At 71.8% G+C, this 13869-nt stretch carries 9 protein-coding genes and 1 tRNA gene; 1 reads left to right on the top strand and 9 read right to left on the bottom strand.

Annotated features, from left to right (window positions below; translation table 11 throughout):
• Positions 1–380: 380 nt before the first annotated feature.
• The 6 genes from ACFVFQ_RS26135 to ACFVFQ_RS26110 all read right to left on the bottom strand — a co-directional run bounded on the left by ACFVFQ_RS26135 (position 381) and on the right by ACFVFQ_RS26110 (position 9871).
• Complete coding sequence (locus ACFVFQ_RS26135) at positions 381–1121, bottom strand: helix-hairpin-helix domain-containing protein (protein ID WP_383420223.1); 741 nt, start codon at positions 1119–1121, stop codon at positions 381–383.
• 784 nt (positions 1122–1905) lie between these two features.
• Positions 1906–2751, bottom strand: a complete 846-nt coding sequence (locus tag ACFVFQ_RS26130) for a DegV family protein (protein WP_383420221.1) — start codon at positions 2749–2751, stop codon at positions 1906–1908.
• A gap of 297 nt (positions 2752–3048) precedes the next feature.
• On the bottom strand, positions 3049–3882 hold the full coding sequence (locus tag ACFVFQ_RS26125; protein WP_383420219.1) for a hypothetical protein: 834 nt from the start codon (positions 3880–3882) through the stop codon (positions 3049–3051).
• Between the two features lie 348 nt (positions 3883–4230).
• The gene (locus ACFVFQ_RS26120) at positions 4231–7122 is read right to left on the bottom strand and encodes a leucine--tRNA ligase (protein ID WP_383420217.1); all 2892 of its coding nucleotides are present in this window, start codon (positions 7120–7122) and stop codon (positions 4231–4233) included.
• A gap of 333 nt (positions 7123–7455) precedes the next feature.
• The gene (locus ACFVFQ_RS26115; protein ID WP_383420215.1) at positions 7456–9414 is read right to left on the bottom strand and encodes a protease pro-enzyme activation domain-containing protein; all 1959 of its coding nucleotides are present in this window, start codon (positions 9412–9414) and stop codon (positions 7456–7458) included.
• 384 nt (positions 9415–9798) lie between these two features.
• Positions 9799–9871 (bottom strand) — tRNA-Ala (locus ACFVFQ_RS26110).
• A 230-nt stretch (positions 9872–10101) separates the two neighbouring features.
• Here ACFVFQ_RS26110 and ACFVFQ_RS26105 point away from each other — a divergent pair.
• Complete coding sequence (locus ACFVFQ_RS26105) at positions 10102–11475, top strand: glycosyltransferase 87 family protein (RefSeq protein ID WP_383420273.1); 1374 nt, start codon at positions 10102–10104, stop codon at positions 11473–11475.
• A gap of 300 nt (positions 11476–11775) precedes the next feature.
• Here ACFVFQ_RS26105 and ACFVFQ_RS26100 read toward each other — a convergent pair whose 3' ends face one another.
• From ACFVFQ_RS26100 to ACFVFQ_RS26090, 3 genes are all read right to left on the bottom strand, one after another.
• Complete coding sequence (locus tag ACFVFQ_RS26100) at positions 11776–12009, bottom strand: hypothetical protein (RefSeq protein WP_147245244.1); 234 nt, start codon at positions 12007–12009, stop codon at positions 11776–11778.
• A gap of 3 nt (positions 12010–12012) precedes the next feature.
• The gene (locus tag ACFVFQ_RS26095) at positions 12013–12183 is read right to left on the bottom strand and encodes a hypothetical protein (RefSeq protein ID WP_383420277.1); all 171 of its coding nucleotides are present in this window, start codon (positions 12181–12183) and stop codon (positions 12013–12015) included.
• Positions 12184–12246: 63 nt separating this feature from the next.
• Positions 12247–13782 carry an MFS transporter gene (locus tag ACFVFQ_RS26090; protein WP_383420213.1) on the bottom strand — a complete coding sequence of 512 codons (1536 nt, stop codon included), beginning with the start codon at positions 13780–13782 and terminating at the stop codon, positions 12247–12249.
• Positions 13783–13869 lie beyond the last annotated feature (87 nt).

Genomic DNA, 13869 nt, shown 5'->3' with positions numbered 1-13869 from the left:
ACTGACCGGACCAGCAGGGCCGGTGGCCCCCACACCGCCGCCCGAAGCGCGCCCCCCTGCCGAAACAATCGACCGCGCCGAGGCACCGGACCACTCCGCCAACGACGGCAACGCCCCGGCCCACCAGAGCGCGAACACCGCGAGCACCACGGCCACCGCACACCCCACGGCCACCACGCCGCCCGGCGCGCCCAACGCCACCGCTGCCGCCGCCCATGCCGCCAACGCGGGGCCGACGAGCCGCAGATCAGCGGGCGCACTCCGTGAGGTATCCGCCGTGCCCTCTCCCGCGGCGCTCCCCACCAGGGCGCCCTTCGCCGCCCCGCCATCCGTCGACGCCACGGCGTGACGAGTCGAGGTGGTTTCCTCCCCTGCCGACGTCATGGCGTAACCAAGGAACGCAGATCGGCAAGGCGCCGCTCGCCGATGCCGGCCACCTGACGGAGCTGGTCCACCGACGTGAACCCGCCGTGCCGGGTGCGGAATTCGATGATGTGGCGGGCCAGTACCGGGCCCACTCCAGGCAAGGCGTCAAGCTGCTGCTCCGTCGCCGAATTGAGGCTCACCGGCCCGCTCGCCAGGCCCGATGCACCACTCCCCGAACTCCCTGCACCACCTCCCGCACCAGCCACTCCGCCACTCCCGGTCGCGCCGGCCCCTGCGCCCGCACCCGCCACCCCAACCGCGATCTGCTCGCCGTCGGTCAGCAGCCGCGCCCGGTTGAGCCCCCGGAGGTCCGTCCCGTTCACCACCCCGCCCGCGGCCTCCAACGCATCGGTCACCCGCGAGCCCGCCGGCAACCGTTGGATGCCCGGCCGCCGAACCTTCCCCACGACGTCCACGACCAACACCCGGCCGGCCCCGGCCGACGGCCCGCCCGTGGCCGCACCGGAGGACGCGGCGTCCGCCGCCGGCCCCGACGGAGCCGGCGAGCGACCGCCTCTGCCCGGCACCGCAACCGCCCCCTCGGCACTCGGCGCACGCACCGACTCCGGGCTCGCCGCCCAGAAGTGCTGGACCGCGAAACCCACGCCCACCAGGAGCACCAGAACCAGCGCCACCAGCGCCTTCGGGTCCGTGCCGCACCGTAACTGGAGCCACAGCGGCAGCCGTTCACGCACCGCCGGCCACCAACGCTCCGCCCTGCGGGCACCCGGGGGATCGTGCTCACGGGGCGGCGGAGCACGATGCGGGTGCGGCACTTCCGCACCCGAGTCGGACCGACCATGGCCACCGCCGAGACCATGCGCACCAAGGGCATCAGCCCCCACAGCAGCACCGGCTCCCACACCGACGTCGACTCCCACACCGCCGTCAGCTCTCGCACCGGACTCCGCGCGCCCCGCCTTCCTCAGACCACTGCCGCTCTCGCCCTCCTCACCACTCCCTGCCGCCACTCCACCGCCCTGAGGGACGGCACCAAAGATCACCGCGGCCCGAGCCCGCATCCGCTCGCGCTTCCACTCCCGAACTCGCTCCCGCTCCCTTCTCCCCCATCGCGCGGACGGCACAAGAGCGGTCGACGCCCCGGAGGACAGCGGGAGGGACGCCCCGGTCAAGGGCTCGGGTGCGGAAACCGATACCGACACTGACGTTGAATCCGGCAACGAAGCCGTGCGAAAAGTGTTCATGAACCCGACGGTAAGCACTTCGCGCGAATCTCGCCGATCCGCGTCAAATACCGTGGATAAGGGGGGAGTTGTGGATAACTCCGTCACCCACATGGGCACCCCGAGCCAAGAATCGCCGCACCCTCAACACCAGCCGCACGACCATCACGCCAGCGTCGCACGGACGTCGCGAGCCACGGCGTCACGTCGGCGCCAAGCGGGCCGCCCCGCAACCGACGCCCACCGCGCCCTCACGCCCCGGGGCCCCGACGCCCCGAGACCCCGAGCGTCACTCTCACCTCGGCGAGACCACGACCCCCAGCAGCCCCGGCCCGGTGTGCGCGCCGATCACCGCGCCGACCTCGCTCACGTGCAACTCGTTCAGCCCCGGCACCCGTTCGCGGAGCCGTTCCGCCAACGCATCGGCCCGCTCCGCCGCCGCGAGGTGATGGACCGCGATCTCCACCTGGCCCTCCCCCGCCCCCTCAACGGCGATCTCCTCCAGGCGCGCGATGGCCTTGGAGGCCGTGCGGACCTTCTCCAGCAGTTCGATGCGCCCGTCGGCGAGTTGAAGGATCGGCTTGACGGCGAGCGCCGAGCCGAGCAACGCCTGCGTCGCGCCGATCCGGCCGCCGCGCCGTAGGTAGTCGAGGGTGTCGACATAGAAGTAGGCGGAGGTGCCCGAGGCGCGCTTCTCGGCGGCGGCCACCGCATCGTCGGCGTCACCACCGGCGTCCACCGCCTCCGCGGCGGCGAGCGCGCAGAATCCGAGGGCCATCGCCACCATCCCGGTGTCCACGACCCGTACCGGCACCGGGGCGTCCTTCGCCGCCAGCACCGCCGCGTCGTACGTGCCGGAGAACTCCGACGAGAGGTGAAGCGAAACGATGCTGCTCGCTCCGGCCTCGGCGAGGGCGCGATACGTTTCCGCAAATACGGTGGGGCTCGGCCGGGAGGTCGTGACGGGCCGGCGCTTCTGGAGCGCTTGGGCAAGGGATCTCGCGGAGATCTCGGTGCCCTCTTCCAGGGCCCGGTCCCCCAGGACGACGGTCAGCGGCACGGCCGTGATGCGGTGGCGTTCGACGGCCGCGCGCGGCAGGTAGGCCGTGGAATCGGTGACGATCGCGACATGGCGGGACATGACTGGGAGGTTATCCGGGGACGCAGGCGCCCGACAGTGCGGGCCCCTACCGAAGATCTTCCAGGTTTCGCCAAGCCTGTGCCAAGTCCGCCCAGGTCACGGCCAGTCGGGGCGGAAGGGGGCGGGCTGCGCCTGTCGTGTGCGGACGGTCTCGGGGCTTCCCCCCCCCAAGCCCACCCACCGCCACCACCACCGCCTCGCCCCGCTCGCCGCCCCCACCTCACACCTCAACATCTCGCATTCGCATCTCGCATCAGAATCCGAGGAGGGGCTTCACGACGAGCGGACGGGACGCACTTACCCGGCTATACCGCCACTGCCTTCCGGCCGGCCTCGGGGCGTCTCCCGCTGCGAGGTCTTCTCCCACGAAAACGTCGGCCGAGTACGCGGATCCCGGGCGGTGATCGCCGGAGCCTCTTCCTCCAACGGGCCCCAGGAATAGCCCTCGCCACCCGACGCAGGGGCAGCACCGAAACCGGACCCCGTACCAGCCCCGGCCCCGGCCGCCGCAGATCCCGTCCCGGGCCGCGAACCCGCCGCCGGCCGTCCATCCACCCCACGCTGCTGCGGGTCCCCTCCCACCGCGCCATCCGTCCAGTGCCGCAGGGCCCCCGCCTCCATGTCGATCTGGTCGCTCAACGCGGCCAGATCGTCCTCGGCGAACTTACGGGCCCGGTCGCGGGCGGCCCAACGCAGCGACTCCGCGGAGTGCGTGATCCTCTCCAGGCGCTCCCGGAGCTCGGGGAGGCGGGCGGCAATGGTCGGCTTGCTGGGCTCGCGCTCCAGCCGGCGGAGCTCATCATCCAACTCCCGCCCATGCGCCGAGAGTTGCTCGAAGAGCCGGACCGCCTCGGCGAGCGAGGCATCGTCGGCGGAGCCGGCCCGCAGGACTTCCTGGGTGGCGCGCATGGACGTGCGCAACGTGAGCCGCAGCTGGGCCAGTTCGCCGACCACTCCGGGCTGGGTGAACTGCCGGGCCCGCAGCGTGGTGTCCTCGACCGTCCGCCGGGCCTGGGCGACCTTGCGGTCCACCCCGCGCTTCGCCGCCTGCACCGCCTTGACCGTGACGAACACCCCGGCGACCACGAACAGCACGAAGAGCAACCCGAAGACGGCGACGGCAGCTTCCATGGGCACTCCCCTGAGGTGTCGGCGGCGCCGGCTCCACGCCGACGCCCGTACCTCCACGGTAAACGCGTCGGGCTGGTCACGGGTTCCAAACGAACCCCCAACCTGCCCGTAGGGGAAACCACCTATACGCTCACGGAACACCGCCCCCGCGCACCCCTCGCCCCCACAAAAGGCCAGGTCAGGCACGGCGCCATCACACCCCAGCGGCCGGACACCCCACCTCTACGATCAGCGCCCATCGCCACTCAACGCCAAGGGGACGCCCCCACCCACCCGGCAGGAACGTCCCCTCACGCGAGACCGCGGCTCACCAGCCCCATCCCGCAGGACCGGCGCCGATCAGCCCCTTCACGCAGGCACGATGTTCACCAGCTTCGGGGCGCGGACGATGACCTTCCGGATGCCCGCGCCGCCCAGTGCCGCGACGACCGCCGGCTCGGCCAGCGCCGCCGCCTCCAGGTCCGCGTCGGAGATCGCCGGCGCGACCTCCAGGCGGGCCTTGACCTTGCCCTTGATCTGGACGACGCAGGTCACCGTCTCGTCCACGACGTACGCCGGGTCCGCGACCGGGAAGTCGGCGTGCACCACGGACTCGGTGTGCCCCAGCTTGCGCCACAGCTCCTCGGCGATGTGCGGCGCCAGCGGGGCGACCAGCAGCACCAGCCGCTCCGCCACGGTGCGCGAAACCGGGCCGCCCACCTTGGTCAGGTGGTTGTTCAGCTCGGTGATCTTGGCGATGGCGGTGTTGAAGCGCAGGTTCGCCATGTCCTGGGTGACGCCGTCGATCGCCTTGTGCAGGGCCCGCAGGGTGGCCTCGTCCGGCTCGGTGTCGACGACCGTGACCTCGCCGGTCGCCTCGTCCACCACGTTGCGCCACAGCCGCTGCAGCAGGCGGTACTGGCCCACGACGGCCCGGGTGTCCCACGGGCGCGACACGTCCAGCGGGCCCATCGCCATCTCGTACAGGCGCAGGGTGTCCGCGCCGTACTCGGCGCAGATCTCGTCCGGCGTGACCGCGTTCTTCAGGGACTTGCCCATCTTGCCCAGCAGCCGGGAGACCTTGCCGCCCTCGTAGTAGAAGACGCCGCCGTCGTGTTCCTCGACCTCCGCCGCCGGGACGGCGATGCCGCGGGTGTCCCGGTAGACGTACGCCTGGATCATGCCCTGGTTGTACAGCTTGTGGAACGGCTCGACGGACGAGACGTGCCCCAGGTCGTGCAGCACCTTGGACCAGAAGCGGGCGTACAGCAGGTGCAGCACCGCGTGCTCGGCGCCGCCCACGTACAGGTCGACGCCGCCGTGCGGCTGGCCCTCGCGCGGACCCATCCAGTACTGCTCGACGGCCGGGTCGACCAGCGCGTCGTCGTTCTTCGGGTCCAGGTAGCGCAGCTCGTACCAGCACGAACCGGCCCAGTTGGGCATGGTGTTGGTCTCGCGCCGGAAGCGCCGCACCCCGCGCCCGTCGCCCAGGTCCAGCTCGACGTTGACCCACTCGTCATTACGGGACAGCGGGGTCTCGGGCTGGGTGTCGGCGTCGTCCGGGTCGAAGGTGCGCGGCGAGTAGTCGTCGACCTCGGGCAGTTCCAGCGGCAGCATCGACTCGGGCAGCGCGTGCGCCACGCCGTCCTCGTCGTAGACGATCGGGAACGGCTCGCCCCAGTAGCGCTGGCGGCTGAACAGCCAGTCGCGCAGGCGGTAGTTGACGGTGCCCTCGCCGATGCCGTTGGCGGCCAGCCACTCGGTGATCTTCGCCTTGGCCTCGGTGACGCCCAGGCCGTCCAACGAGACGGTGTCGCCGGAGGAGTTGACCAGCTTCGCCTCGTAGGCGGCGAACGCCTCGTCCCAGGTGGCCGGGTCGGTGCTGCGGCCGTCGGTCGGCTCGACGACGCAGCGCATGGGCAGTTCGAAGGCGCGGGCGAAGGCGAAGTCGCGGCTGTCGTGTGCCGGGACGGCCATGATGGCGCCGGTGCCGTAGCCCATCAGCACGTAGTCGGCGATGAAGACCGGGACCTGCTCGCCGCTGACCGGGTTGGTGGCGTAGACGCCGGTGAAGACGCCGGTCTTGTCCTTGGCCTCGGCCTGCCGCTCGACGTCCGACTTGGCGGCGGCCTGCTTGCGGTAGGCGGCGACGGCCTCGGCGGGGGTGGCGTGGCCGCCGGTCCACACGTCGTGGGTGCCCTCGGGCCAGGCGTCGGGGACGATCGAGTCGCCGCCGTTGCCGGCGATCAGCGGGTGCTCGGGGGCCAGGACCATGTAGGTCGCGCCGAACAGGGTGTCCTGGCGGGTGGTGAAGACCGTGATCTTGTGGGCGTCGCCGACCGGGAAGTCGACGCGGGCGCCCTCGGAGCGACCGATCCAGTTGCGCTGCTGGAGCTTGATGGCCTCCGGCCAGTCCAGCGCGTCCAGGTCGCGCAGCAGCCGGTCCGCGTAGGCGGTGATGCGCATGTTCCACTGGCGCAGCTTGGCCTTGAAGACCGGGTAGTTGCCGCGCTCGGAGCGGCCCTCGGCGGTGACCTCCTCATTGGCCAGCACCGTGCCCAGTCCGGGGCACCAGTTGACCGGGGCGTCCGAGGCGTAGGCCAGGCGGTACTCGCCCAGGATCTCGGCCCGCTCCAGGGCGCTCAGCGCGCTCCAGGGCCGCCCGTCGGGGGTGGGCCGGGTGCCGGCCTCGAACTGGGCGACCAGGGTGTCGATCGGCCGCGCCTTGTCGGCCTCCGGGTCGTACCAGGAGTTGAAGATCTGCAGGAAGATCCACTGGGTCCACTTGTAGTACGCCGGGTCGATGGTCTCGATCGAGCGGCGCTGGTCGTGGCCCAGGCCCAGGCGGCGCAGCTGGCGCCGCATGTTGACGATGTTGGCCTCGGTGGAGACCCGCGGGTGGGTGCCGGTCTGCACGGCGTACTGCTCGGCGGGCAGGCCGAAGGCGTCGAAGCCCAGGGTGTGCAGGACGTTGTGGCCCGTCATGCGGTGGTAACGGGCGTAGACGTCGGTGGCGATGAAGCCCAGGGGGTGGCCGACGTGCAGCCCCGCACCGGAGGGGTACGGGAACATGTCCATGATGAACTTCTTGGGACGGGCCGCCGCTTCGGCGTCGCCGGCCAGTTCTCCGACCGGGTTCGGGGCCTCGTAGGTCCCCTCTGCCTCCCAGAAGTCCTGCCAGCGTGCCTCGATGTCGGCGGCCAGCGCGGCCGTGTAGCGGTGCGGCGCTGCCACCTCGGCAGCGGTAGTCGTCTCGCTCATCGTCCTCAAAGCTCCATCGATCGTCTCTGCCTGCGGCTGCTGCGGGCACGGTTTCTGCGGCTTCCGCGGAAACAAAAATGCCCCTCGCTCAGGAGGGGACGCCGCGCCGATTCCGACCCGGGCGGCCACAGCGAAGGGCCCGGTCGGGACTGATCAGCGCGGCCCGCTAAGCAGAAGGCGTACGGCACACATGGCGTCAGGGTACCGCAGGGCACACGGGGCCCGCTGCCGGGATTCCCCCCGGGAGCGGGCCCCGCCCGTCACTTACGGCCTACCGCGGCGCCCATGGGCTCATGGGCCCCGTTGCGGACGGCACGGGTGCGGCACCCCGCGTCAGGGGCGGTAGGAGCTCACGTAGCCGGCGGCCGGGCTGCCGACGCCGGTGACGTCGTCGTAGCCGACGGTGGCGTGCAGCGAGCTGTCCTTGCCCAGGCTGCGGAGCGAGACGATGGTGCCCTTGCTGGCGTCGATGCCGTTGGCGAAGTCGACCCGGACGACCGCCAGGTCGCGGCCGGCACCCAGCGGGTGGTCGGTGACGTCGTGCAGGGCGGCGGTGCCGTAGCGCTGGTAGATGGCGGGGTTGGCGAAGCCGATGGCGATGCCGTGCCGGGCCTGCTGGGCCAGCGCCTGGACGCCGGCGATCACCGGCGCGGCCAGGGAGGTGCCGCCGATGCGGTACTCCTCGTAGCCCAGCTTGCCGTTGGGCAGGGTCTGGGTCTGGCCGACCAGGAAGCCGGTGTTGGGGTCGGCGACGGCCGAGATGTCCGGGACGGTGCGCTTGGCGTCGCCGCCGTTGGCCTTGGACAGCGCGTCCGGGACGATGCCCCGCTGGTAGAAGGGCTGCGCGACGGTCTTGCTGGTGCCGCCGCCGGCGCCCCCGTTGAAGGCGCCGGGGAAGTCGGTCCAGTCGTTGCCGTCCTTGGAGAGCACCGCCTTCTGGGTGCCCCAGCCGGTCTCCCACTGGTAGCTGTTGCCCTTGCCGACGGCCAGGGAGGTGCCGCCGACCGCGGTCACCCAGGCGGAGTTGGCGGGGGTGTCCACCTGCTTGGTGCCGGTGTTGGCGACCTCGTCACCGTTGTCGCCGGAGGAGAAGTAGAAGCCGATGCCCTCGACCGCGCCCTGTTGGAAGAGCTGGTCGTAGGCGGCGGCCACGTCGGGGGTCTCGTTGGCCTCGATGTCGCCCCAGGAGTTGGAGACGATGTCGGCCAGCCGCCCGTCGACGACCCTGCCGAGCGAGTCCAGCAGGTCGTCGTCCTGGCAGGAGGCCGCGCCGACGTAGACGACGTCCGCGGCGGGGGCGACCGCGTGGACGGCCTCGACGTCGAGGGTCTCCTCCCCGTACCAGCCGGCCGCGCCGCAGTCCTTGATGTGCGTGTAGTCCTTCGGCAGGACCTGGGAGAGCTGGCCCTTGCGGTAACGGGCGTCGCCGTTGCGGGCGGCGTAGGTGTCCGCGTCCTTGGCAATGGTCGGCGAGGCGTAGGCGTCGGTGATCGCGACGGTGACGCCCTTGCCGGTCCAGTTCTTCGCCCCGTAGGCGGCGCGCAGTTGCTTGCCCGTATAGCCCTTGATCGCGTACGGCGCCTTGCCCCCGTAGGCCGACGGCAGGTTCTTGTCCGTACGGGAGCCGTAGTAGGTGGAGAACGGCCCGGAGTTGCGGAAGACCGGGGAGGGCGGCGGCAGTTCGGTGGTGTGGTGCCGGGCGAACTTGGGCGCGTTGTCCAGGCCGGTGACCGTCAGGACCGCGTCGGCCACGGAGGCGGGCGCGGAGGCGGTGGCGGACGGCGCGTGGTAAGTGTGGCCGCCCTTGCGGTAGTTGTGCAGGTCGGTGGCGAAGGCCCGCTCGGCGGCGGCCGCGTCGCCGGTGACCGTGACGTACCGGTTGGCGGTGCCGGTGACCGTCAGGCCGGACTTCTTGAGCCAGCCGGTCACCCTGGCTATCTGGTCCTGCGTGGCGCCATAACGGGCGCGCACCTGGGCGGGGCTCAGGTACTTCCCGTACGCGGCGGAGTGCGGGTCGGAGACGGCCTTGGCGTAGGCCGCGAGGCCCTTGGCGTCGCTGCCGGCCAGGTAGACCCGGGCGGAGACCTTGGCGGAGCCGGCGGTGGCACCCTGGTCGGCCCGCTCGGTGGCCCACTGCGGCTTGGTGCCCAGAAGCGCGTGCCGGCCCCCGTCGTGGCCCGCGGCGTCGGCGGCCGGGGCGCCGAGCGTGAGCGCTCCGGCGACCATCGGCAGTGCCGCTGCCAGGGCCAGACCGGCCCGGACGCGCGGAGATCTGGTACGGCTTGCTCTCATGTAACCCCCTGCTGTGGCGATGCGGTGCGCTGCGTGGTGACGCCGCACTGGTGCGCCGGTGCGCGCCACCCATCAGCGGTGAATGCGTCGGATGTGACGCTCACGCGGTTCGCCACTCTTTCGGTGAACGGTTCATGTCAGGGTTATGCGATCCCCAAGAAGAGCCCAAGGAAGGGCAAGGTCGGGGCCGAAATGGTCACCGAAGAGCCTTCAACTCGCCGTTTTCAGCGCGTTGTTGATCGAATATCAGGGCAACTCGGGACGATCGCCACACCAGTTGGGCGCCGGTTTCCGCACCCGCGGCCACCATGACCCGTGGGCGCATCACCCCTGAACGCACGACAGAGCGGGCCGTCCGTAGTGGACGACCCGCTCCGTCTTCTGTGGAGCTAAGGAGAATTGAACTCCTGACCTCCTGCATGCCATGCAGGCGCTCTACCAACTGAGCTATAGCCCCAGGTCTTGCTGGTCTTGCTCCGCTGCGGTTTCCTTCCGGCTCCCCGCTGCGGCATCGCCTACATTACACGGACCCCCCGGGCCTTTGCCAAATCGCCCACTCGTCACCCGGCCACCGCCCCGGACCGAGGCCCTCCGGGCCGCAGCGCCCCCAACCCCTTCGACGGGACCCAAGGTACTGTCGGCGAGCCGTGCCCGATTCGTCCTGGGGAGCCGTACGCCGTGACCGTGCTGGATCCGGACCAGCCCGCCGACCTCCGCGGCCCGCGCCCCCGCGCGGGCGTGATCCGCCGCCACCCCGTGGCCGCCGCGGCGCTGGCCTGCCTGATCTCCTTCGCCGCCTTCTGGATCGCGCAGCGGCTGGCGCACGTCTCGATGGTGGACCTCATGGTCTACCGCGCCGAGGGCGAGACCGCCCGCGACGGCAAGGACCTCTACGACATGGTGGCCACCTCCGCACGGCTGCCCAACACCTATCCGCCGTTCGCCGCCCTGCTGTTCGTCCCGCTCACCTTCTTCGGCGTCCCGGTGATGCGCACCCTGGCCACGGCCGGGAACCTCGTGCTGCTCGTCGCCGTCGTCCACCTCTCCCTCCGTCTCGTCGGCCGGCCGCGGCGGCTCCCCCCGCTCGCCGCGACGCTGGCGCTGTCCGCGCTGCTGGTGTGGTGCGAGCCGGTCTGGACGACGCTGCGCTACGGCCAGATCAACCTGTTGCTCGCGGTGCTGGTGCTGTGGGACCTGACCCGCCGGGACACCAACCGGTGGGCCGGCATCGGCATCGGCATCGCGGCCGGCATCAAGCTGACCCCGGCGCTGTTCGCCGTCTTCCTCGCCCTGGCCGGCGCGGTCCGCGCCGTACAGATGCTGCGCTCGGGCGCCGGGTGGCGCGCAGCCTGGAACCCCTGGCTGCGGCAGGCCGCCGTCGCCACCGGAACGTTTGGTGCCACCGCCCTCCTCTCCGCGGTCGCGCTGCCGCGCGACTCGCACCGCTTCTGGACCGAGATCGTGTTCGCCGCCGACCGGGTCGGTGAGGTCGAGATCACGGCGAACCAGTCGCTGCGCGGCGTCCTGGCCCGGCTGTTGCACACCCACGACCCCGGCACCGCCTGGCTCGTCCTGGCCGCGCTGGCGGCCGCCGCCGGGCTGGCGTTGGCCGCCGCGGCGCTGCTGCGCGGCGAACGCGCCTGGGCGACCCTCACCTGCGCCGCCACCGCCCTGCTGATCAGCCCGATCTCCTGGTCGCACCACTGGGTGTGGAGCGTCCCGATGCTGATCCTGCTGGGCTCCGAGGCGCTACAGCGCGCCGGCGCCGCGGCCCGCCGCTGGTGGGCGGCGACCGTGATGGTGGGGCTGCTGTTCTGCTCGTTCGCGCTGTGGTGGGTGCCGCACCGCTGGCACCAGCACGAGGAACTCCACCAGAACGCCGGCCAGATGCTGCTCTCCGCGGTCTACCCGCTGGCCGGGCTCATCCTGCTGGTACTGGCCGCGGCCCGGCTCAGGCGACCGGCCGCCGCTCCCCCGATATCCGCCCCCGAAGCCCCGCCCGCGTCCACGTCTGCGTCTGCGTCTGCGTCTGCGTCTGCGGCCGAGCCTCCCGGTCGGTGACGCCCCCCGAGCGCACTCCTACGCCGCCAACTGCCGCCATCTCCACCCCCGTACGAGCCCGCTTGCCAGGCGGGACCTGCCCGGCCCCATCGCTGCTGACACCCCGCCGCCGACGGTGCCAGCAGCGGGTTCTGATGACGCCAACGCCCCGCCGCGCCGCGGAAGTTCCGCATCACCGGAACCGATCGAAAGTGATCGAACATGCCTCATGTGGCACGGAAGTAACGCGGAAGCGGCACGGGAATTGACCGTTCGACGGCGATCCGGATCACCGCGCCCCGACCGGCCGGCGGCCCCAACTCAGGCCGTGGCGAAGGAATAGAACCGTTTCAGCGTGCAGTGCTCCTCCAGCAGCCGACCGTAGATCGGCTCCCCGTCGAGCTCCCGATACGTCTCGATGGGGTCGCCCTTTATGACCAGGGCGCGCGCGCATTCCTCGCACCAGTACTGGTAATCGGCGTTGACCGGTTCCATGTCGCGGACGATCGGCGTACCGCTGCCGCACCAGTCGCACTTCCTGCTGTGGGCGCCCATCCATCAGCTCCAACTGCGGCCGCAGGCCGTACAGACGAAGGAAACACCGCCGTTGTCGCCCAGCACCTGCGCGACGTGGGAGGAACCGCACGCGGGGCACTGGAGAGCCACGCCCGACGTGGCGCGCGCGGCGGGCGGTCCGGACAGGTCGCCGACCTGCCCATGGATGCTCATGGGCATCGCGATCTCTCCTCCCCTGGCTGCGCCGTCCGATTCTGCCACGGACCGCCCACCAGGTCAGGTCCGCCTGCGGAGCACCCCGGCCGCGCCGCCGAGCGCCGCCGCGCCGGTCAGCGCGAGAACGCTCCCCCACAGGGCTCTTGAGGCGCCTTGCGCCCCTTCCGTCGCCAAGCGATTCAGGAAGAGCGCGCCGAAAAGCGAGGTCCCCAGCACCAGTCCGACCTGGTTGACGGTCACCACCAGCCCGCTCGCGTCCGCCGCGTCCTCCTTGTGGACGGACGCCAACGCGGCGGCCAGATTGGCGCTGTGGGCGCAGCCGAATCCGGCGCCCAGCCCGGCGGACGCCAGCAGCACCCACCCGCCCGCGTCCCCGCCGTTCTTGAGCGCCAGCCCGATCCCCAGCAGCGCCGCGCAGATCAGCACGAACCCGCCCGGTACCAGCAACGGGTGCGCCCTGCGGGGCAGATGCCGCCACCACAGCCCCACGGCCCCGTAAGCCAGCGCCGTCGGCACGAACGTCAGCCCGGTGCGCAGCGCGCCGTAGTGGAGCGTGTTCTGGAGGTGCAGCGTCAGCACGAACATATAGCCCGCGTTGACGGCCATGACCAGCGCGATCCGCACCAACTTCAGCGGCATTCCGGGTGCGCCCGCCACCCTGGGCGAGATCAGCGGTGCCCCGCCCCGGCGGGCCCGGGCCGCCTCGTGAGCCACGAACGCCCCCAACAGGAGCCCGCCGCCGCCCAGCGCCCACCAGGACCACGGCGGCCACCCGGCCCCCTGACCGAGCACCAGCGCCACCGTCCCCAGTCCCAACGCCCCGGCCAGCAGCACCAGTCCGGGCAGATCCAGTCCGCGGGCCGAGGTGGCCGGCCGGTCCCGGTGGATCAGCCGCGGCCCGGCCGCCAACAGCACCGCGCCGATCGGCACGTTCACCAGGAACACCGTCCGCCAGCCCGCACCGAAGAGGTCCGCGCTGACCAACACCCCGCCGGCGATCTGCCCACAGACCGCCCCCACCGCCATCACCGCGGTGTACGCCCCGATGGCCCGGGCCCGCGCGGCACCGGTGAACGTCCGCTGGATCAGCCCCAATACCTGGGGCAGCATCACCGCGGCGCCGGCCCCCTGGACGACGCGGAAGGCGATCAACTGCCCGGCGTCCGCGGCCAGTCCGCAGGCCAGCGAGGCCCCGGTGAAGACCGCGAGCCCGGCCAGGAACGTCCGCCGCGGGCCCAGCAGTTCACCGAGCCGGGCCCCGGTGATGAGCAGCACCGCGTACGCGATGGTGTAGCCGGCGACGACGAGTTGCAGCGCGGCCCCCGAGGCGTGCAGGCCGGCGCCGATCGAGGGGGCGGCGACATTGACGATGAAGGTGTCCAGCACTGCCATGAACTGCCCGGCGAGGACGATCACCAGCATCCGCGCCGAGCCCGCGGGGCGCCCGCCCGCGGCGGCGTTGTCAGTGCCTCCGGCTTTAATGGCAAGTGGAGTTGATGCGGCGTCGGCATGCGTCGTCGGCGTCCTTGGGGAGAGGGCGCGCGGGCGGCGCAGGGTGCGGTGTCCGGTCGGGTCCGCGGTCAGGTCGTTCGTCATGACGGGGAGCCTGACGCCGGACGGGTACCGGTCACGAGTGCCTGCCGATGCTGGTACCGACAGCACCTGGCAGGCTCCCGGGCCTGC

This window comes from Streptomyces sp. NPDC057743 (assembly GCF_042798755.1).
In the GTDB taxonomy this organism is placed as follows: Bacteria; Actinomycetota; Actinomycetes; order Streptomycetales; family Streptomycetaceae; genus Streptomyces.
This window is presented reverse-complemented; position numbering and strand designations above follow the sequence as displayed.